General features: G+C 69.8%; 17 protein-coding genes and 1 pseudogene. 5 read left to right on the forward strand and 13 right to left on the reverse strand.

The genetic code is table 11. The features are described 5' to 3' along the window. Positions 1 to 8 precede the first annotated feature (8 nt). The 10 genes from paaE to paaN all read right to left on the reverse strand — a co-directional run bounded on the left by paaE (position 9) and on the right by paaN (position 9,174). Positions 9 to 1,124 carry a 1,2-phenylacetyl-CoA epoxidase subunit PaaE gene (gene paaE, locus ABZO29_RS09775; protein WP_367319745.1) on the reverse strand — a complete coding sequence of 372 codons (1,116 nt, stop codon included), beginning with the start codon at positions 1,122 to 1,124 and terminating at the stop codon, positions 9 to 11. Continuing rightward, positions 1,124 to 1,639, reverse strand: coding sequence for a 1,2-phenylacetyl-CoA epoxidase subunit PaaD (gene paaD, locus ABZO29_RS09780; protein WP_367319746.1), 516 nt, complete (start codon positions 1,637 to 1,639; stop codon positions 1,124 to 1,126). Before paaD ends, paaE begins: the two co-directional genes overlap by 1 nt. Further along, positions 1,633 to 2,460, reverse strand: a complete 828-nt coding sequence (paaC, locus tag ABZO29_RS09785; RefSeq protein WP_367319747.1) for a 1,2-phenylacetyl-CoA epoxidase subunit PaaC — start codon at positions 2,458 to 2,460, stop codon at positions 1,633 to 1,635. Before paaC ends, paaD begins: the two co-directional genes overlap by 7 nt. Positions 2,461 to 2,470: 10 nt before the next feature. Further along, on the reverse strand, positions 2,471 to 2,764 hold the full coding sequence (gene paaB / locus ABZO29_RS09790) for a 1,2-phenylacetyl-CoA epoxidase subunit PaaB (RefSeq protein WP_367319748.1): 294 nt from the start codon (positions 2,762 to 2,764) through the stop codon (positions 2,471 to 2,473). Then, positions 2,761 to 3,747, reverse strand: coding sequence for a 1,2-phenylacetyl-CoA epoxidase subunit PaaA (gene paaA / locus ABZO29_RS09795; RefSeq protein WP_367319749.1), 987 nt, complete (start codon positions 3,745 to 3,747; stop codon positions 2,761 to 2,763). Before paaA ends, paaB begins: the two co-directional genes overlap by 4 nt. 86 nt (positions 3,748 to 3,833) lie before the next feature. After that, a complete protein-coding gene (locus ABZO29_RS09800; protein WP_367319750.1) occupies positions 3,834 to 4,655 on the reverse strand; it encodes an enoyl-CoA hydratase/isomerase family protein in 822 nt (273 codons plus the stop codon). Beyond that, positions 4,652 to 5,506: a 3-hydroxyacyl-CoA dehydrogenase family protein gene (locus ABZO29_RS09805; protein WP_367319751.1), complete on the reverse strand. Its 855-nt coding sequence runs from the start codon at positions 5,504 to 5,506 to the stop codon at positions 4,652 to 4,654. Before ABZO29_RS09805 ends, ABZO29_RS09800 begins: the two co-directional genes overlap by 4 nt. Next, positions 5,503 to 6,249 carry an enoyl-CoA hydratase/isomerase family protein gene (locus tag ABZO29_RS09810; RefSeq protein WP_367319752.1) on the reverse strand — a complete coding sequence of 249 codons (747 nt, stop codon included), beginning with the start codon at positions 6,247 to 6,249 and terminating at the stop codon, positions 5,503 to 5,505. Before ABZO29_RS09810 ends, ABZO29_RS09805 begins: the two co-directional genes overlap by 4 nt. Continuing rightward, positions 6,246 to 7,469 carry an acetyl-CoA C-acyltransferase gene (locus ABZO29_RS09815; protein WP_367319753.1) on the reverse strand — a complete coding sequence of 408 codons (1,224 nt, stop codon included), beginning with the start codon at positions 7,467 to 7,469 and terminating at the stop codon, positions 6,246 to 6,248. Before ABZO29_RS09815 ends, ABZO29_RS09810 begins: the two co-directional genes overlap by 4 nt. Beyond that, on the reverse strand, positions 7,462 to 9,174 hold the full coding sequence (paaN, locus tag ABZO29_RS09820) for a phenylacetic acid degradation protein PaaN (protein ID WP_367319754.1): 1,713 nt from the start codon (positions 9,172 to 9,174) through the stop codon (positions 7,462 to 7,464). The genes ABZO29_RS09815 and paaN overlap by 8 nt, the downstream gene beginning before the upstream one ends. 132 nt (positions 9,175 to 9,306) lie before the next feature. Here paaN and paaI point away from each other — a divergent pair, with 132 nt between their 5' ends. The 4 genes from paaI to ABZO29_RS09840 all read left to right on the forward strand — a co-directional run bounded on the left by paaI (position 9,307) and on the right by ABZO29_RS09840 (position 14,562). Further along, positions 9,307 to 9,744: a hydroxyphenylacetyl-CoA thioesterase PaaI gene (paaI, locus tag ABZO29_RS09825; RefSeq protein WP_367326097.1), complete on the forward strand. Its 438-nt coding sequence runs from the start codon at positions 9,307 to 9,309 to the stop codon at positions 9,742 to 9,744. Next, positions 9,741 to 11,087, forward strand: a complete 1,347-nt coding sequence (paaK, locus tag ABZO29_RS09830) for a phenylacetate--CoA ligase PaaK (RefSeq protein ID WP_367319755.1) — start codon at positions 9,741 to 9,743, stop codon at positions 11,085 to 11,087. Before paaI ends, paaK begins: the two co-directional genes overlap by 4 nt. 271 nt (positions 11,088 to 11,358) lie before the next feature. Further along, a complete protein-coding gene (locus ABZO29_RS09835) occupies positions 11,359 to 12,303 on the forward strand; it encodes a ribose-phosphate diphosphokinase (protein ID WP_367319756.1) in 945 nt (314 codons plus the stop codon). A gap of 963 nt (positions 12,304 to 13,266) precedes the next feature. Further along, positions 13,267 to 14,562: an MFS transporter gene (locus ABZO29_RS09840; protein ID WP_367319757.1), complete on the forward strand. Its 1,296-nt coding sequence runs from the start codon at positions 13,267 to 13,269 to the stop codon at positions 14,560 to 14,562. Between the two features lie 519 nt (positions 14,563 to 15,081). On the opposite strand, the gene ABZO29_RS09845 is transcribed toward ABZO29_RS09840, so the two are convergent. After that, positions 15,082 to 15,249, reverse strand: coding sequence for a hypothetical protein (locus tag ABZO29_RS09845; protein ID WP_367319758.1), 168 nt, complete (start codon positions 15,247 to 15,249; stop codon positions 15,082 to 15,084). A 426-nt stretch (positions 15,250 to 15,675) separates the two neighbouring features. Continuing rightward, positions 15,676 to 16,122 (reverse strand): hypothetical protein, encoded by a 447-nt coding sequence (locus ABZO29_RS09850; protein WP_367319759.1) that lies wholly within the window; start codon positions 16,120 to 16,122, stop codon positions 15,676 to 15,678. Positions 16,123 to 16,505: 383 nt separating this feature from the next. Here ABZO29_RS09850 and ABZO29_RS09855 point away from each other — a divergent pair. Further along, positions 16,506 to 16,625 (forward strand): annotated as a pseudogene (locus tag ABZO29_RS09855) (leucine zipper domain-containing protein); the annotation flags it as partial. On the opposite strand, the gene ABZO29_RS09860 reads toward ABZO29_RS09855, so the two are convergent. Beyond that, the gene (locus tag ABZO29_RS09860; RefSeq protein WP_367319760.1) at positions 16,611 to 19,022 is read right to left on the reverse strand and encodes a SpoIIE family protein phosphatase; all 2,412 of its coding nucleotides are present in this window, start codon (positions 19,020 to 19,022) and stop codon (positions 16,611 to 16,613) included. The pseudogene ABZO29_RS09855 and the gene ABZO29_RS09860 sit on opposite strands and share 15 nt — an antisense overlap. Between the last annotated feature and the right edge of the window lie 73 nt (positions 19,023 to 19,095).

Consider the following 19,095-nt stretch of genomic DNA (forward strand, 5'->3'; position numbering starts at 1 on the left):
GGGCTTCCTCAGCTGTCGAAGTCGACGGTCAGCGTCTTGGAGACGGGGAAGGTCTGGCAGGTCAGCACATAGCCGGCCTCGACCTCGGCGGCTTCGAGGGCGAAGTTGCGGCGCATGTCGGCCTCGCCCTCGGTGACCAGGGCGCGGCAGGTACCGCACACGCCGCCCTTGCAGGCGAAGGGCAGGTCGGGGCGCATCTTCTGGGCACCGTCCAGCACCGTGGCCGCGCGTGGCAGCGCGGCGGTGGTGGACCGGCCGTCGAGCGTGATGGTGACCTGGCTGACCGGGCCCTCGGCAGCGGCTTCCTCGTGCCGCCGCGTCTGCCGCACCGGCGCGTCGTCCGCGTAGAACAGCTCCTGGTGGACACGAGTGTCGGGCACCCCCAGGCCGGCCAGGACCCGCTGGGCGTCGCGGACCATGCCGTGGGGCCCGCACAGCCACCAGTGGTCCGCGGCGCTGACGTCGACCAGCCCGCCGATGAGGGCGGAGAGGCGGTCGGCGTCCAGGCGGCCGGAGAGCACCTCGGCCTCGCGGGGCTCGCGGGAGAGGACGTGGGCGAGCTGGAAGCGCCCCGCGTGGAGGTCCTTCAGGTCGGCGAGTTCGTCGGCGAACATGACCGAGCCGGTACGGCGGTTGCCGTACAACAGCGTGACCCGCGAGCGGTCGTCGGCGGCGAGGACCGACTCGGCGATGGAGAGCATGGGGGTGATGCCGGACCCCGCGGCGACGAGGACGTGATGGCCGGGTGCGGTGAGGTCGGGAGTGAAGGCACCGGTCGGGGCCATCACCTCCAGGGTGTCGCCGGGCCGTACGTCGTGGACCAGCCAGGAGGAGAACAGCCCGCCGGGCACTTCGCGCACCCCGATGCGCGGCCGTGCGCCCACCGGGGAGCAGATCGAGTAGGTACGCCGCTCGTCCCGCCCGTCGACCTCGCGGCGCAGGGTGAGCGACTGGCCCGGGGTGAAGGCGAACTCCTCGGCCAGGTGGGCGGGGATGTCGAAGCCGACCGCGACCGCGTCCGCGCACAGCCGCTGCACGGCGGTCACGCGCAGGTGGTGGAAGGCCGGGCGGCGTCGCCGCACGGATGTGGGGGCGGAGGTGCCGGGTGGCAGCAGGTCCTCCATCAGATCTCCTTGACGTACTCGAAGGGTTCGCGGCAGGCGCGGCAGCGCCACAGCGCCTTGCAGGAGGTGGCGCCGAAGCGGGAGGTCTCCTCCGTGTCCCCCGAGCCGCACCGGGGGCACGGAACCGCGGGGCGGGTGGGGGACAGTGTCAGCGGCACCGGGCCGGGGGCGGTCCGCGGCGCCGGTCCGGGCGGCGCGATGCCGTGCTCGGCGAGGGTGCGGCGGCCGCTGGGTGTGATCCAGTCCGTGGTCCAGGGCGGATCGAGCACCGTGCGCACCCGGACATGCGCGTATCCGGCGGCTGTGAGGCGCGCGGCCACTTCGGCGCGCATCTCGGCCATGGCCGGGCAGCCGGAGTAGGTCGGGGTGAGGCTGACGACGACCGTCCCGTCCTCACCGACCTCGACACCCCGCAGCACGCCGAGGTCCGCCAGGGTGAGCATGGGCAACTCGGGATCCGGCACGCACTCGGCGATGTGCCGGGCGCGGCGCACGTCCGTCAGTACGGTCACCATGCCGCCTCCGGGTGGGCGCGGGCCACGCTCTGCAGCTCGGCCAGCAGTGGAGCGAGGTGCTCGGTGTGCTCGCCGTCGCGGCCGGCGCCGGGCAGCGGCCGGTACACCGGCAGGGGCACTGCGGCCGCCTTCGTGACCTGCTCCAGCACCGCCCCGACTTCGTCCCGGACGTCGTATGCGGTGAACAGCTCGTCCAGGTACGGCGCGACCTGCTCCAGCGCGTCCCGCATCCGGCGATGGGACTCGGCGGTGCCGTCGCCGAGGCGGACGACCCATTCGGCGGCGTACTGCCGGTGATACGTGAGTTCCTTGACCCCCTTGGCGGCGATCGCGGCGAGCACCGGGTCGTCGGAGGCGGTGAGCCGCTCGAAGTGAGCGAGCCTCCATGCGGAGAGCACCAGCAGGCGTGCGACGCAGAACGCGAAGTCGCCGCCCGGGAGTTCGGCGAGGCGTACGTTGCGGAAGTCGTCGGCGTCGCGGAAGTAGGCGTAGGCGTCCTCGTCGCGGCCGGTGCCGTCGACCTGGCCGGCGCGGGAGTACAGCAGGCGGGCCTGGCCGAGCAGGTCGAGTCCGATGTTCGCCAGGGCCACCTCCTCCTCCAGTTCCGGGGCGCGGGTGGTCCACTCGGCCAGCCGTTGCGCCAGGACGAGGGCGTCGTCGGCCAACGCGACACAGACGGCGGCCAGTTCGCCGGTGTCGATGCCGTCGGGCACCGCGCTGTCCACGCCGTACAGCGGGTGCTCGAAGCCGGTGCCGTACGCCCAGCGGGTGTCGTCCTCGTGTCCCTCGGCCAGGATCGAGTGGACGTGGTCGTCGCTCATGCCCTGCTCCTCAGATGTGCGGGACGTCGTCGGGGATGTCGTAGAAGGTGGGGTGGCGGTACACCTTGTCGGCGCTGGGGGCGAAGAAGGGGTCCTTCTCGTCGCGGGTGGAGGCGGCGATGTGGTCGCTGCGCACCGCCCAGACGGACACGCCCTCGTTGCGCCGGGTGTACAGGTCACGTGCGTGGGTGAGGGCCATCCGGTCGTCGGCCGCGTGCAGCGAGCCCACGTGGACGTGGTTGAGCCCGCGCTTGCCGCGTACGAACACCTCGTACAGCGGCCAGTCGTTCCTCTCGGTGGTCATGCCACCGCTCCCTTCTCCGTACGGGCGGCCTGCTTGGCCGCGTGGGCGATGGCGGCCTCCCTGACCCAGGCGCCCTCTTCGTGTGCGGTCCGGCGTCGGGCGACGCGCTCGGCGTTGCAGGGCCCGTCGCCGGAGATCACCCTGGTCAACTCGGCCCAGTCGGGGGTGCCGAAGTCGTGGTGACCGCGCTCCTCGTTCCAGCGCAGTTCGGGGTCGGGCAGGGTGACGCCGAGCTTCTCGGCCTGCGGCACCGTCATGTCCACGAACCGCTGACGCAGCTCGTCGTTGCTGTGCCGCTTGATCTTCCAGGCCATGGACTGCGCGGAGTTGGGCGAGTTGTCGTCCGGCGGTCCGAACATCATCAGCGACGGCCACCACCAGCGGTTCACGGCGTCCTGGACCATCTCCCGCTGGGCGTCGGTGCCACGCATCATCGTCATCAGCAGCTCGTAGCCCTGCCGCTGGTGGAACGACTCCTCCTTGCAGATCCGTACCATCGAGCGCGCGTACGGCCCGTACGAACTGCGGCACAGCGGCACCTGGTTGCAGATGGCCGCGCCGTCCACGAACCAGCCGATCACCCCGACGTCGGCGAAGCTCAGCGTCGGGTAGTTGAAGATCGAGGAGTACTTCTGGCGGCCCTCGATCAGCCGGTTCGTCAGGTCCGCGCGATCGGCGCCCAGGGTCTCCGCCGCCGAGTACAGGTAGAGCCCGTGCCCGGCCTCGTCCTGGACCTTGGCGAACAGGATGGCCTTGCGGCGCAGCGACGGGGCCTTGGTGATCCACTCCCCCTCGGGCTGCATCCCGATGATCTCCGAGTGGGCGTGCTGCGCGATCTGCCGGATCAGCGTCCGGCGATAGCCGTCCGGCATCCAGTCGCGCGGCTCGATGCGCTGGTCGCGGGCGATCGTCGCGTCGAAGTGCTCCTGCAGCTCCGGCCCTGCGCAGCCCGCCGCCGACACGTTGACGTGTGACGCGGTCATCTGTCCCTACCTTCCCGACCGACCGACCGTTCGTTCGGTCGACATCATGGCTGAGCGTTCGTGTTCCGGCAAGTGCGGCAGCCGGGTCAGTGTCCGGTGAAGGACGGCTGCCGGCCCTCGAGGAAGGCCCGCACAGCAGCGCGGTGGTCCTCGGTCGTGCCCAGCCGCTCCTGGGTCGCCGCCTCGCGTTCCAGCACGACGGGCAAGGGTGCTCCGTTGGACCGCAGCAGTGCCTTGACCTCGGCATACGCGGCCGTGGGACCGGCGGCGAGACGCTGGGCGAGGGCCAGGCCCTCCGCGGCGGCGCCGCCGTCCGGCACGACGCTGTGGACGAGGCCCCACTGCTGCGCCGCTGCGGCGTCGAAGCGGTCGCCCAGCAGCATCAGGGCGGCGGCCCGCGACGGACCGACCGCCTGTGCCAGAGCCCCGCTCAGACCACTGTCGGCGGCCAGGCCGATCCCGGTGAACGCGGTCGAGAAGCGGGCACCGGCTCCCGCGACCCGCATATCGGCGCAGAGGGCGAGCCCGAGGCCGGCACCGACGCAGGCGCCCTCGACGGCCGCGACCACGGGCTGCGGCAGCGCGTGCAGTTCCTCGACGAGCGGGTTGTACTCGTCCCGCACGATGGCGAAGGCGGAGGCGGGCGCGCTCTCCAGGGCTCGGGCGTGCTCCTTGAGGTCCTGGCCGACGCAGAAGTGCCGGCCCTCGGCGGTCAGCAGCACCGCCCGGACGACGTCGCCTTCGCCGCGCACCCGGCGTACCGCGGCGATCAGCCCGGCGCGCAACGACACGTCCAGGGCGTTTCCCGCGGAGGGCCTTCGGAGTTCGATGACGGCAACGCCGCCGTCCAGGGTGTAGCCGACGCCGGGCCGCGTCTCGTCGGCCGGAGGCCGGCTCGTAGCGCTCATTCCCACGTGTAGAACCCCTTTCCGGTCTTGCGGCCGAGCTCGCCACGGGCAACCTTCTCGCGCAGCAGCCGGGGCGGGGCAAAGCGTTCGCCGAGCGTGGCGTGCAGGTGCTCCGCGATGGCGAGGCGTACGTCGAGCCCGACCAGGTCGGTCAGGCGCAGGGGCCCCATGGGGTGCTTGTAGCCGAGCCGCATGGCGTCGTCGATCGCATCCGGTTCCGCGACGCCCTCCTCGACCATGCGGATCGCCTCCAGGCCCAGGGCCAGGCCGAGGCGGCTGCTGGCGAAGCCGGGCGAGTCCTTGACGACGACGTCCTTCTTGCCGAGGCAGCGGGTCCAGCCGAGGGCCGCCTCGACGGTGTCGGCCCCGGTGCCGGGTGCGACGACGATCTCGACCAGTTCGGAGGCAGGCACGGGGTTGAAGAAGTGCATGCCCAGGAAGCGGTCGGGCCGGGTGAGGGCGGCGGCGAGATCGGTGACCGACAGGGAACTGGTGTTGCTGGCCAGTACCGTGCCGGGGCTCACCGCCTGCTCGGCGGCGGCGAGCAGCCGGGCCTTGAGCGCGGCGTCCTCGGGGACGGCCTCGACGACCAGGTCGGCGTGCGAGGGCAGGGCGTCGACGGACCGAACCGTCGTCACCCGGGCCAGCACCTCCTCCGTGGGCTCGGCGAGTGCGCCGCGTTCGGCCGCTCTTTTCAGCCCGGTGGCGACGCGGTCGAGTGCCGCGGTCGCGGCCTGCTCGCCGCTCTCCACGACGGTCACGGCCGAACCGGCCGTCGCGAAGGACAGTGCGATACCGGCGCCCATGCGGCCGCCGCCGATCACCCCGACGACTGCGGGTGCTGAGGTCATGCCCGGCTCCTCTTCTCCAGGAAGCGTGTCATGCGGTCCTTCTTGTCCTGTCCCTCGAACAGCACGGCCTGCGCCAGGTCGTCGGCGACCGGGTGGGCACCGGGTGAGTCGACGACGAGCTTCGTCAGCCGCAGGGCGGTGGCGGAGGAGCGGGCCATGCGGTCGAGCAGGGCATGCGCCTCCGCCAGCAGCTTGTCCGCCGGTACGACGTCGATGACCAGGCCCGCCGCCAGTGCCGCGGCCGCGTCGAGGTTCCGCCCGGCGAGCAGCACCTGCTTGGCGATCGACTCGCCGACCAGCTCGGGCAGCCGCCAGCAGGCCCCGGCCGCGGCGAGGATGCCGAGCCCCGGCTCGGGGTTGCCGAAGACGGCGTCCGGACCGGCGATGCGCAGGTCGCAGGCGTACGAGAGTTCGGCGCCGCCACCCAGCGCCCAGCCGTCGACGGCGGCGAGCGTGGGCATGGGGAGCCTGCGAATCCGCTCGAACAGGCGGCTGTTGATGCCCTGGAGGGCTTCGTCGCGGCCGCGTCGCAGCAGTTCGGCGATGTCGGCGCCGCCCGCGAAGACCCGGCCGTGACCGGTGAGCAGCAGCAGCTTCGGATCGGCTTCCAGCAGACCGCACACCTCGTGCAGTTCGGCGATCATGCGGCCGCTGATGGCGTTGCGGGCGTCGGGCCGGTGCAGGGTGACGACGACCCGGTCTTCTCGCTCCTCGACGAGCAGCGTCTCGTAGGCGGTGCTCACACCCGCTCCACGAGCATGGCGACGCCCTGGCCGACGCCCACGCACAGCGTCGCAAGGCCCCGGCGGGCATCCTCGCGCTCCAGCCGGCCGAGCAGCGTCAGCAGGATGCGGGCACCGGAGCAGCCGAGGGGATGCCCCAGCGCGATGGCGCCACCGTCGGCGTTGACCCTCTCCTCGTCGAGCTTGAGACGGCGCATGACCGCCAGCGCCTGGGCGGCGAACGCCTCGTTCAGCTCGACCGCGTCCACGTCCCCGGCCTGCCATCCGGCACGGGCCAGGGCCTTCTGCGTGGCCGGGACCGGGCCGAGGCCCATGACGTGGGGCTGGACGCCGGCCGAGGCGGAGGTGACGATCCGTGCCCGTGGGGTGAGCCCGTACCGCTGCACCGCCTCGGCGCTCGCGACCACCAGCGCGGCGGCGCCGTCCGACAGCGGCGAGGAGGAACCGGCGGTGACGATGCCGTCCTTGCGGAAGATGGTCCTCAGAGCACCGAGCTTCTCCAGCGTCGTGCCGGGGCGCGGCCCCTCGTCGCGGGTGACCTCGCCGTCCTTCACCGGGACCGGCACGATCTCGCGGTCGAAGCGTCCCGCTTCCTGTGCCGCCACGGCCCGCCGGTGACTTCGCAGGGCGAACGCGTCGGACTCGATGCGGGTGATGCCGTCCAGGGCCGCGACCTCCTCGGCCGTCTCCCCCATCGACAGGGTGACCTTGCCCGTCTCCAGACCCGTCCCCGCGGGCACTGCCCCGTCGGCGGCGGTGAAGCGCGGGTTGGTGAAGCGCCAGCCCAGCGAGGTGTCGTGTACCTCCCCCGGCTTGGCCCAGGGGGTGCCGGGCTTGGCCATCACCCAGGGCGCGCGGGTCATGGACTCCGCCCCGCCCGCGACCACCACGTCCGCCTCCCCGGACCGGATCGCCTGGGCGGCGCTCGCGACCGCCGTCAGGCCGGACGCGCAGAGCCGGTTGACCGTGTAGCCGGGGACGGTGTGCGGCAGCCCCGCCAGCAGCACGGCCATGCGCGCCACGTCCCGGTTGTCCTCGCCGGCCTGGTTGGCCGCCCCGAGGATCACTTCGTCCACGGCCTCGGACGGGATCCCCGCGCGGCGCACGGCCTCGCCCACCACCAGGGCGGCCAGGTCGTCGGGACGCACGGAGGCCAGTGCGCCACCGTAGCGGCCTTGCGGGGTGCGGGCCCCGTCGATCAGGAAGACGTCGTCAGGCATGGGTGGACTCCTCAGCGGGAACGGGCCGGCGCGACTGCAGCGTCGCGAAGCGGCCGGTGACGAAGGCGGGGTCGGACAGGGTGGCGCTGGCCGCCGGATTGGCGGCGCTGCCGTGGAAGTCGCTGAAGGCGGCGGACTGGTTGACGAAGACCCCGCCGGTCAGGTTCTCCGACAGGTGCACACCGGCGTCCAGGGCGGCCGACTCGGCGGCGGCCAGCACGTCTTCGCTCGTGGAGTGGACGGCGGCGGTCAGCGCGCCGTGTTCCCGCACGGTTTCCCTGAAGACCGAGAGGCTGTGCTCGGTGGAATCGGTGCCGATGACGAAGGAGACGGGCCCGAACCACTCACTGGTGTAGGTCTCCCGGTCGGCAGTGGCATCCAGCCGCGCCACCAACGGCGTACGGACGACCGCCTCCGGGTACTCCGGATGCTCGACCGCCGCCGACGCGCGCACCGTACGGCCGAGGCCGGCGGCCCGCTCCAGGCGCTCACGCACACTGTCGTTGACGACGGCGCCCAGGGTGCCGGCCGCGCGGGCCGGGTCGCCGAGCAGCCGGTCAAGGGCGGCGCCGAGGTCGGCGGCGAACTCGTCGGCGCTCTTGACGCCCTGGTCCGTGGCGATGCCGTCGCGCGGGATCAGCAGGTTCTGCGGGGTGGTGCACATCTGACCGCTGTAGAGGGACAGCGAGAAGGCCAGGTTGCCCAGCAGCCCGCGGTAGTCGTCGGTGGAGTCCAGCACCACCGTGTTCAAACCCGACTTCTCGGTGTACACGGCGGCCTGGCGGGCGTGTGTCTCCAGCCAGTCGCCGAACTCGGTGGATCCGGTGAAGTCGATGATCCGTACGTCCGGGTGGAGGGCGTACACCGACGCCGTACGGTCCTCGGGGCTCTCGGCGGCCAGGATCACCACGTTCGGGTCGAAGCCCGCCTCGGCCAGCACCTCGCGGGCGATGCGCACGGTGATCGCGAGCGGCAGGACGGCACCCGGGTGCGGCTTGACTACGACCGGATTGCCGGTGACCAGGGAGGCGAACAGGCCCGGATAGCCGTTCCAGGTGGGGAAGGTGTTGCAGGCGATCAACAGCGCCACCCCGCGCCCGACGGGCGTGAACTTCTTGTCCATCACCAGCGGCCCGCCCTTGCGCTGCGGCTTGCTCCAGCGAGCCGCAGCCGGGTGCCGTTTCTGCTCCGCCCAGGCGTAGGCGACCGCCTCCAGGCCACGGTCCTGGGCGTGCGGACCGCCGGCCTGAAAAGCCATCACGAAGGCCTGGCCGGTGGTGTGTTGCACGGCGTGCGCGATCTCGAAGCTCGCCGCGTTCAGACGGGCGAGGATCTCCGCGGCCACGCCGGCGCGGATATCCGGCCCCGCGTCACGCCACGGGCCGATGGCGGCCTGCGCGGCGGCCACCGCCTCGTCCGGGGCGACGCGGGGGTAGGTCACATCCAGCGGGAAACCGTACGGAGACATCTCGGTCGCCGGTACCGCTCCGTTGCCCGGATGGCCGGGGAGCTCGAAGTGGCCCCCGAGCCGGTCCCGGAAGGCGGCTTCTCCGTTCTTCGCGGCGTCCTCGCCGTACACCGACCTGCTCGGCGACTCCGGATACGGCGTCCAGTGGTCCCGGCTCGCGGTGGCGGCGACCGCCTGTTCCAGCAGCGTGCGATGGCGCGCGAAGAAATCAGGGCCGTTCGGCCTCTTGTGCGGCATGTGGTCCACCTCTTGACAGGCATTGGTCCGACTGGATTACTAAGCCGTGCTGCACGCTAACCGAATGTTCGGTCGGGAGACAAGGTGGCATAAATAGTGATACAAACCACTGAGGCGACTCCTACGGAGGCGATGTTCTCCGCGGACGAGGCGTCCCGAGGACTGGGAATCGAGCTGCTCGAACACGGCGCAGGGACCGCCGTGCTCCGCATGACGGTGACCCCGGCGATGGTGAACGGACACAAGATCGCCCACGGCGGCTATGTGTTCCTGCTCGCCGACACCGCCTTCGCCTGCGCCTGCAACAGCCACGGTCCCGTGACCGTCGCGGCGGGCGCCGACGTCACCTTCGTCGCCCCCGCGTACGAGGGCGACGTGCTCGTGGCGACCGCCGAGGAGCGCACCCGGTTCGGCCGCAGCGGCATCTACGACGTGAGCGTCCGGCGCGGCGAAGTGGTGATCGCGGAGTTCCGCGGACGCAGCCGCAGCATCACCGGCACGCCACCGGGCTCGACCAGGGACACGACGGCGCACAGGACGCCGGGCACGACCACGAAGGAGTCGCGATGAGCAGCGAGACGACGGCCATGGCGGCCCCCGCATCCCGTCTGGGAGAACCCCTCCCCCACGACCTGCTGGACGGCGGCGAGCGCCTGACGCGGGAGCAGCTGAGAGAACTCCAGCTCGACCGTCTGCGATCGACGCTGCGGCACGCCTACGACAACGTGGAGCTGTACCGCAGGAAGTTCGATGAGGCCGGTGTGAGGCCCGACGACTGCGAGTCGCTGGAGGACCTGGCCCGGTTCCCCTTCACCACCAAGGCCGACCTGCGGGACACCTACCCCTTCGGCATGTTCGCCGTGCCGATGGCGGACGTGCGGCGCATCCACGCCTCCAGCGGCACCACCGGCCGCCCCACGGTCGTCGGCTACACCGACAACGACCTCTCCATGTGGGCGGACATGGTCGCCCGCTCGATCCGCGCCGCCGGCGGCCGCCCCGGCCACAAGGTCCACATCTCCTACGGCTACGGCCTCTTCACCGGCGGCCTCGGCGCCCACTACGGGGCCGAGCGGGCCGGCTGTACGGTGATCCCGGCCTCCGGCGGCATGACCGCTCGTCAGGTTCAGATCATCCAGGACTTCGCACCTGAGATCATCATGGTCACCCCGTCCTACATGCTCACCCTGCTCGACGAGTTCGAGCGGCAGGGCATCGACCCGCGCACCAGCTCGCTGAAGGTGGGCATCTTCGGAGCCGAGCCGTGGACGGAGGAGATGCGCCGTGAGATCGAGGAGCGCATGGACATCCACGCCGTCGACATCTACGGCCTGTCGGAGGTGATCGGCCCCGGCGTCGCCCAGGAGTGCGTGGAGACCAAGGACGGCCTGCACGTGTGGGAGGACCACTTCTACCCCGAGGTGGTCGACCCGGTCACGGACACCGTGCTCGCGGATGGCGAGGAGGGCGAGGTGGTCTTCACCTCGCTCACCAAGGAAGCCCTGCCGATCATCCGCTACCGCACCCGCGACCTGACCCGGCTGCTGCCCGGCACGGCCCGGCCCGCCTTCCGCCGGATCCAGAAGATCACCGGTCGCTGCGACGACATGATCATCCTGCGCGGCGTGAACGTCTTCCCCAGCCAGATCGAGGAGATCGTCCTACGCACGCCCGCAGTCGCCCCGCATTTCCAGATCCAGCTCACCCAGCGCGGCCGCATGGATCACATGGTCGTGCGGGTCGAGGCCCGCCCTGGCACCGGCCCCGAACAGCGCGAGGCCGCCGCCAGGTCGATCGGCCAGGGCATCAAGGACGGCGTGGGCGTCACCGTCGAGGTGGCGATCGTCGACCCCGAGACCCTGGAGCGGTCCCTCGGCAAGCTTCGTCGTGTCAAGGATCTCCGGAAGGCGTGACAGCTGATCCTGCGAGAACGGCGAACTGAGCAGAACGGCCGTACAAGGCCCTGCCGACCGTCATCGACCCGTCCACGACCGTGCCGGGGGTCGCTGTCGCCGTCCTCAACGACCGCGTGGACGTGCCCCTTCGTCGGGATGTGCGGGCCCTTCGGGTGGGTGCACCCCCCGGCGAGGGAACGGTTCGCCGTCGGCTGCGCCAGGCGGGGGGCCGCCCGCGTCGGGGCCATTAGCATGTGGAATGACCCGAGTCGATCAAGCGAGGAGCGTCGTGCGAGAGATCGCCGTGTTCAGCGGTAGCGCCCACCCCGAACTGGCGGCCGAAGTGTGTGCCCACCTGGGGGTTCCTCTGAATCCGGTGCGGGTGAACCGGTTCGCGAACGATTGTCTCGAGGTACAACTGCAGGCGAACTGCCGTGAACGGGACGTCTTCCTGATCCAGCCGCTGGTCACTCCCGTGCAGGAGAACCTCGTCGAGCTGTTGCTGATGTGTGACGCCGCTCGCGGGGCCTCCGCCAGCCGTATCACCGTGGTGATGCCGCACTACGCCTATGCCCGGTCCGACAAGAAGGACGCGCCGAGGATCTCCATCGGCGGGCGCCTGGTGGCGGACTTGCTGGTCACCTCTGGAGCGAGCCGCGCTCTGACGCTGACGCTGCACTCGCCGCAGGTGCACGGGTTCTTCTCTGTTCCGGTGGACCACCTGCATGCGCTGAGGGAGCTCGCGCAGCACTTCCGCCGCTACGACCTGTCCAATACGACGGTCGTGTCCCCGGATCTGGGCAACGCAAAGGAGGCGGCAGCCTTCGCCCGGCTGTTGGGTGCGAAGGTGGCTGCTGGGGCCAAGCAGCGCTTCGCCGATGACCGGGTGAGCATCAGCTCCGTCATCGGGGACATTGCCGACCGGGATGTCATCGTGCTGGACGACGAGATCGCCAAGGGCAGTACGGTCCTTGAGCTCTTGGACCGCCTGCGCGAGTTGGGAGCGCGTTCGATCCGCGTTGCCTGTACGCACGGACTGTTTTCGGCGGGAGCACTCAAGCGATTGGCAGACCAGCCTGATGTGCTGGAGATCGTGTGCACCAACACTGTGCCCATACCGATCGAGCATCGCACCGACAAGTTGCGGGTCCTGTCGATCGCCCCGGCGTTGGCCGAGGCGGTCCGGCGCATCCACAACGGCGAATCAGTGAGTGCGCTGTTCGACGCGCCCTGATCTCGATGGACAGCCAGCCGTCCTCCATGGTCAACGACGCCGCGGGTAGGCACGGTTCTTGCGCGAGCGTATGCCTCATAGGCACGTGGGTTGGCCGTTGGCCGGTCCAGGCAGGGGCCTCGCGCGAGGCCCGCCCGGTCCGAGGTGCGGGAGCGGTGATGCCGTCGAGGAGCGCCTCGCACTGCAGTGAGCGGGCCGGCCGACGAAGCTCTTGCAGACGGACTCCGCAGTGGACATGCGGTAGAGATGTCACCCGCCCCCACGAGGATCACCTCCCCTCCTGACCTTGATCATCAAGGCCAGGGTCAGACGAAGATCACCAAGTGGGTCACTTTGCCCACCCCCCAAGCCACCGGCCTTTGGGTGGTTCCGACCGAGTCGTCCGAGGTGGCGAGCGCCAGGCCTGCGGCTGCCGAGGTGTTGAGGGGCGACAGCCAACGATTGCCCCGGCGATGCCTTGAGTCGGGCGAAATCCCAGCCGGTCAACTCTCTTGACAGGGGGTGCACGGCTGCCTTTACTTACCAATCACGAGCCGACCAATCGTTCGGTCGGTGGGTCTGGCGAGGATTGGCCATACCGCCCAGAGGCCTCGGTCAACACAGATGAAACACCAAGTCCGCCAACCAGCGGACTCTCTGTCTCCACCTCGCGGAAGCAGTCCGGGCGCCACCGTGCCTCAGCCTTCCGTTGACCGCTCCTGGCGCTGTTGGCATCACCTACTCAGTGACCCCCGCGGAAGCCAGTTGTGCGACGTCCCGCTTGAGGCGATCAGCCCGGCCCAACTCCAAGAGGCATTTCGGAGATTGGGCACAAGCCGGCAGGGCAATTCCAGCCGAATGCGGTGAGCACAAGCCACCTCATTGGCCTGGCAACTGGGCGAGCCCATCTTGATTTCGTTCCAACCTCTCTCCAAGCCCCGATGATCAGCCGCGGCGCATAATTCACCCTGTCAGGAGACAGCAGTGACCATCGACAGAAACCTATCCGAGACAGTCACACCAAAGCAGGTACGCCCACTGCGGGTGGCTACGGCCAGCTTCATCGGAACCGCCATTGAGTGGTACGACTACTTCATCTACGGTATGGCCGCGGCAATTGTCTTCGGGCCGCTCTTCTTCCCCTCCGTCTCGTCGACGGCAGGCACCCTGGCCTCCTTCGCCACCTACTCGGTCGGATTCTTCGCCCGTCCAGTGGGCGGCATCATCATGGGTCACTACGGTGACCGCCTCGGCCGCAAGTCCATGCTGGTGATCTCGCTCCTCACCATGGGACTCGCCACGGTGGGAATCGGACTGCTTCCCACCTACGAGACCGTCGGGGTCTGGGCGCCGATCCTGCTCGTCACCCTGCGCTTCATCCAGGGCATAGGCGTCGGTGGCGAGTGGGGCGGAGCCGTCCTCATGGCCGTCGAGCACGCCCCGGAGAACAGGAAGACCTTCTACGGCAGCTTCCCGCAGATGGGTGTGCCGGGCGGACTCATCATCGCCAACCTGGTGTTCCTCGGTCTCACAAAGAACCTCAGCGATGACGCCTTCCTGTCCTGGGGCTGGCGCGTTCCCTTCCTGGCCAGCGCCATCATGATCGTGGCCGGCCTGGTCATTCGACTCTCCGTCGCAGAAAGCCCTGACTTCGAGTCGGTCAAGCAGTCGAAGAACGAGCAGCGCCTGCCCATCGTGACCGTGCTGAAGGAAAACTGGAAGGAGGTTCTCCTTTCTGCCGGCGCCTTCATCGGCATCAACGCGGTCGGCTATATCTTCATGGCCTACCTTCTGGCCTACACCACTCTCGGGCTCGGATTGAGCCGGGATCTCATCCTGACCTTCACGCTCGTCGCTTCCCTGGTGTGGCTGGCGGTCATTCCTTGGGCTTCCGCTCTCTCGGACCGGCATGGCAAGGCGGCGGTGCTCAAGGTCGGTTCTGTAGGCCTTGTCGCGAGCACGCTCATCCTGTTCCCGTTGATCAACACCAAGAACTCCACCTTCATTCTGCTCGCGCTCCTGGTGACGGCAGTATTCATGGGCGCGGTCTACGGGCCGATAGCGGCACTGTTCTCGGGGCTCTTCAAGGCCGAAGTCCGCTACAGCGGTGCCTCACTCGGTTACCAAGTGGGATCGATCCTCGGTGGCGGTATCGCGCCGACCATCGCCACGGCGCTCTACGCGAGCTACTCATCCACCACACCGATCGGCCTGTACCTCACGGGCGTGACATCGCTCAGCCTCGCGTGTGTGTGGGTGGTTACCCGCAAGACAAACTGACGCTGGTCCCGCCGGTGGCGGTAAGGCTGATCCGCTGTGCGGCTTTCACACAGCCAGGGTTGACCGAGCCGCCATCGGAATCTCTCGGTATCCCGCACGATGAGAACAGGGCCCCGATCGATGGGGGCACGGCGACGAGTCGCGCAGCGGCTACGCCTCCGCTCCGGCTCGGAAGGTCCGTCACATCGCCCGGGCGGTCGGCACTTGTCAACGCCTCGTGGAACGGGGCGAGTTCAGGGCGGATGGCCCGGTGGCGCCGCCGAGGAGGTCGCGTACTTGCCGGTCGAGAACGCATCGCCGGCATGGGCGGGGGCTGAGCTGCCAGCTGATGACGCGACCGGGCAGCGGCCCCAGAACTCCGAGTCAGGGTTGGTGAACTTCCCGCACAACGGCGCTTCCCAGGTGCCGCTGCGGGCCTGGGCGGCGGTTGCCGCAGGAGGCACCGCGGGGACGGGTTCGCGCCACTGCTGCTGGGTTTCGATGATCTGGGCGAGCCGGCCGATCAGGTCGTCGACGGCCTCAGCGAATAGCCAGGTTCGCCATGACGGTGACGGTGGTGATCGTGGCAAGCCACACCGTGTACAGCGTCACAGGCCGCACCTGGCAATCCGAGACGACCCACGCGACCCACGCCGCCGACGATCCGGCGGCCAGCCCCACCAACCAGCAGACAAGCCACACCTGCATGACTTGAAGGTCCGTTTGGCGATCCGGAGCTCTCATGATCGCATACGGAAGAACCAAGAACGTGAACGCCCACAGGACCCAGGCTGCGGCACTCAGCAGCCGATGCCCCACCCCACGCGCGTCTCGCAGTCTGCCGCCCAGTACCTCACACATCGTCAAGACCTGTATCGCCGTGATGCACGCCATGGCCGGGTGCGTCGCGGTGACGAACAGCAGGGCGGCCAGCGCGTGCGCGGCGCCACGGGCACGGGGTGTGCCCGGAAAGGAGGCAGGCCACAAGATGTGGTGGGCGCGGGTCTCAGGCCCCAGTCGGAGGGCCCCTCTCCAACGGTCAGGGATCAACTGCCTCATGCACCCACTCGCCTTTCGGGTTCGCCGGGCTGCGGAATGACGACGGCTGGCCAAGGCTCCTTGCGGACTACCCCATCACCCGCCGACCCCGGCCGCCTTCAGCCAAGAACTCAGGGCCGCCGCGACGGTGACGGACATCGTGACGAGCCACACCGTGTACAGCCACACGGGTCGTGCCCGGCGGCGTGAGGCCACCCACGTGACCCACGCCGCCGACGATCCGGCGGCCAGCCCCACCAACCAGCAGACGGGCACCGAGATCCCCGAAACGTGGAATTCCATCTTGAACAGGAACATCCACAGGAATAGATAGAACGTAAACACCGACACGATCACAGCTGCGGCAGTCAGCACCCGATGGCCCACCCCACGCGCGTCTCGCAGTCTGCCGCCCAGTACCTGACAGGACATCAGGGTCGGTATCGCCAACATGTACGCCGCGATCCACTCCATGCCCGAGAACCGGGAGAAGGAGATGAAGGGCAAGCAGGTCGAGATGGTGATCAGCTGCGCGGCCAGCACGTGAGCGGTGCCACGGGCACGGGGTGTGCCCGGAAAAGAGGCAGGCCACAAGATGTGGCGGGCGCGGGTCTCAGGCCCCGGGCGAAGGGCCTCTTTACAATGCGCACCGATCAATTGCTGCACGTGCCAGTGCCTTTCGGACTCGAAGGGGATGCGGACGGGTGCACCGCAAGGCCCCAGTACGTGTACGACTCTGGCGCATCCCCTTATGAAGCGACATCCGTGGAACCACGTAGTCCAACACTGGCGGGGTCATCGTGATCGACAAATCCGGTGACCGCAAGGACGGTACGGCGACCGCGCACGTGGGCCGGCAGTGAGTGGTGGAACGCTGATACCCGATGGGATGGAGCTGTCCAGGGCTGCACCGCACGGAAGTCTTCGTGTCCCACCGTGATGCCCGGCTTACCGTTCACGGCAGGCGGCTGCTGGTCGAGCGGGTCTGCGCAGGCCGCCCGGTCGCGCATGTCGCGGCCGGGATGGGCATCTCACGAGTCACGGCCTGCGGGCCTGGTGGGGAGAGCCTGTTCAGCCCAGATCGTCTTGCCGGTGCGGGTGGGGCGGCTGCCCCAGCGCTGGGTGAGCTGGGCGACGAGTAGCAGACCGCGGCCTCCCTCGTCGAAGACCCGGGCCCGGCGCATGTGAGGGGCGGTGCTGCTGGAGTCCGAGACCTCGCAGATGAGCGCGGTGTCACGGATCAGGCGGAGCTGAATGGGGGATCCGCCGTAGCGGATGGCGTTGGTGACGAGTTCGCTGACGACGAGTTCGGTGACGAATCCGAGGTCCTCCAGGTGCCAGGTGGCCAACTGTTTGCATGCCAGCGCACGGGCCTGGGCGACGGACGAGGGGTCCGCTGGTATCTCCCAGGTGGCGACCTGGCCCGCTTCCAGCGCGCGGGTGCGGACCACAAGGAGGGCGACGTCGTCGGTGGGTTGGTCGGGCAGGTTGTGCAGGATTCCGTCACAGATCTCCTCCAGCGCACGGCGGGGCTCACCGAGGGCTCCGCGGAGCAGGGCCAGTCCGTCGTCGAGGTCGCGGTCGCGGGCGTGGACCAGTCCGTCGGTGTAGAGGGCGAGGACGCTGCCCTCGGGGAGGTCGAAATCTGCGGTTTCGAACGGCAGACCGCCCAGCCCGAGGGGTGGTCCGCTCGGCAGGTCGAGGAAGGAGACGTGCCCATTGGGGGTGACCATGGCCGGGACGGGGTGACCGGCGCGGGCTGCGGTACAGCGGCGTGAGACGGGGTCGTAGACAACGTAGAGACAGGTGGCGCCGACCTCGCCAGGGCTCTGCGGTTCCCCGGCAGCGTCCGGTGCCCGCTCGGAGTCCAGACGCAGGACGATGTCGTCAAGGTGTGTGAGGAGCTCGTCGGGGGCCAGATCGACATCGGCGAGAGTGCGTACGGCGGTGCGGAGACGGCCCATCGTGGCGGACGCCTGCACCCCGTGGCCGACGACGTCGCCGACGACGAGAGCGACCCGGGCTCCGGACAGGGGGATGACGTCGAACCAGTCGCCGCCGAGGCCGGCACGGGAGCTTGTGGGCCAGTAGCGGGACGCGACGTCGACAGCCGCCTGCCGGGGAGTGTGCTGCGGGAGCAGGCTGCGCTGGAGGGCGAGTGCCGTTTCGCGTTCCTGCGTGTAGCGGCGGGCGTTGTCGACGCAAACCGCCGCGCGCGCCGCGAGTTCCTTTGCGAGCAGCAAATCGTCGTCGTCGAAAGGCTCCGGGGTTCGATGGCGGCCGAGGATCGCCAGGCCGAGCGTGATGCCGCGGGCGCGCAGGGGCACGACCAACAGGGCGTGGATGCCGTGTTCGTCGATGCTGCGGACGCTGTCGGGCGAGTCCGCGGCCCACCAGCGTCGACCGGCGTCGTCGACCGCGTGGAACATGCCGCGGCCGTCGGTCAGCACGCGCCCTTGCGGCGAGCCCTCGCGGTAGCCGTGGAGGGCGCCGACTGGAATCGTCACCTCGGGGCAGCCCGCCAGCACGGAGCGGCAGGCTGTGCGACGGAAGACGGGCGCGGTAGCAGGCGGGGGCGCCGTCTCGTCCCCGGCCAGCGCGGAATCCAGCAGGTCCACGAGGGCGAAGTCGGCGAAGTGCTCCGTGCACACCTCGGTCAGTTCTTCGGCAGTGCGGGTCACGTCGAGAGTGGAGCCGATGCGGACGCTGGACTCGTTCAGGACGTTCAGTCTGCGTCGGGCGCGGAACTGGTCCGTACTGTCCATGGCCGCCAGACACATGCCTCGTACGCGGTCGGCACTGTCCTTCAACGGGCTGAGGGACACCAGCCAGGCGTGTTCGCGGGGCTCGCCGGGGGGTTGCAGCCAAGCCTCGTACGGCACGGTCTCCCCCGTGCGCAGGACTCGCTGCCCCGCATCGCCGAGGCCCTCGAATCCGGGAAGGCGCCGGAGGGGGTCGGCGGACTCGCCCGCCCGCCGGCCCCGCAGTTTCCAGGAGGGGCTGCCTGTCACCCTCTCCATCGCGGAGTTGGTGGACACTACGAGCCCGTCCTGGTCGAAGAGAGCCACCGGTACGGGGAACTGCTCCAAAGCCCACTTCTGCAGCCGCGCAGTCGGCTCCGGCGCGGTGGCCGTCAGGAACCAGCGGACCGCGTTGTCCGAATTCAGCAGCGGGAATGCCTCGAGCCGCACCTCGACGTGGTGGCCGTCCTGGTGCCGGAGCGTGATCGTGCCGGTCCACCCGTCCGACTCGGCGAGGCTGTGCAGGGCATCAGGCGGCAGGGGTTCGGTCAGCAGATCTGCCGCAGGGCGGCCCAGCACGTCCCCGGTATCGAAGCCGAGTAGGCTGCGGGCCGCGTCGCTCCACGCGGTGACCAGCCCCTTGGCGTCCGCCTCGGCCGCGGCGGCGCCTCGGGTCATCGGCGTGGCCCTGTGCTCGTCCACGCGTACACCCTTCTGCACGACACCGGTGTCGATACCCATTGTGCGCCGGGCTCACCCGGGTACGCGCTGTCAC

The sequence above is a fragment of the Streptomyces sp. HUAS ZL42 genome (assembly GCF_040782645.1).
In the GTDB taxonomy this organism is placed as follows: Bacteria; Actinomycetota; Actinomycetes; order Streptomycetales; family Streptomycetaceae; genus Streptomyces.

What these genes read in the sequence shown, in the direction of transcription:
- paaC (WP_367319747.1), bottom strand. Translation starts at nt 2,460, where the DNA reads ATGAGCGACGACCACGTCCACTCGATCCTGGCCGAGGGACACGAGGAC.
- paaI (WP_367326097.1), top strand. Translation starts at nt 9,307, where the DNA reads ATGTTCTCCGCGGACGAGGCGTCCCGAGGACTGGGAATCGAGCTGCTC.
- ABZO29_RS09845 (WP_367319758.1), bottom strand. Translation starts at nt 15,249, where the DNA reads ATGCAGGTGTGGCTTGTCTGCTGGTTGGTGGGGCTGGCCGCCGGATCG.
- paaA (WP_367319749.1), bottom strand. Translation starts at nt 3,747, where the DNA reads ATGACCGCGTCACACGTCAACGTGTCGGCGGCGGGCTGCGCAGGGCCG.
- ABZO29_RS09815 (WP_367319753.1), bottom strand. Translation starts at nt 7,469, where the DNA reads ATGCCTGACGACGTCTTCCTGATCGACGGGGCCCGCACCCCGCAAGGC.
- paaB (WP_367319748.1), bottom strand. Translation starts at nt 2,764, where the DNA reads ATGACCACCGAGAGGAACGACTGGCCGCTGTACGAGGTGTTCGTACGC.
- paaK (WP_367319755.1), top strand. Translation starts at nt 9,741, where the DNA reads ATGAGCAGCGAGACGACGGCCATGGCGGCCCCCGCATCCCGTCTGGGA.
- ABZO29_RS09805 (WP_367319751.1), bottom strand. Translation starts at nt 5,506, where the DNA reads ATGACCTCAGCACCCGCAGTCGTCGGGGTGATCGGCGGCGGCCGCATG.
- paaD (WP_367319746.1), bottom strand. Translation starts at nt 1,639, where the DNA reads ATGGTGACCGTACTGACGGACGTGCGCCGCGCCCGGCACATCGCCGAG.
- paaN (WP_367319754.1), bottom strand. Translation starts at nt 9,174, where the DNA reads ATGCCGCACAAGAGGCCGAACGGCCCTGATTTCTTCGCGCGCCATCGC.
- ABZO29_RS09800 (WP_367319750.1), bottom strand. Translation starts at nt 4,655, where the DNA reads ATGAGCGCTACGAGCCGGCCTCCGGCCGACGAGACGCGGCCCGGCGTC.
- paaE (WP_367319745.1), bottom strand. Translation starts at nt 1,124, where the DNA reads ATGGAGGACCTGCTGCCACCCGGCACCTCCGCCCCCACATCCGTGCGG.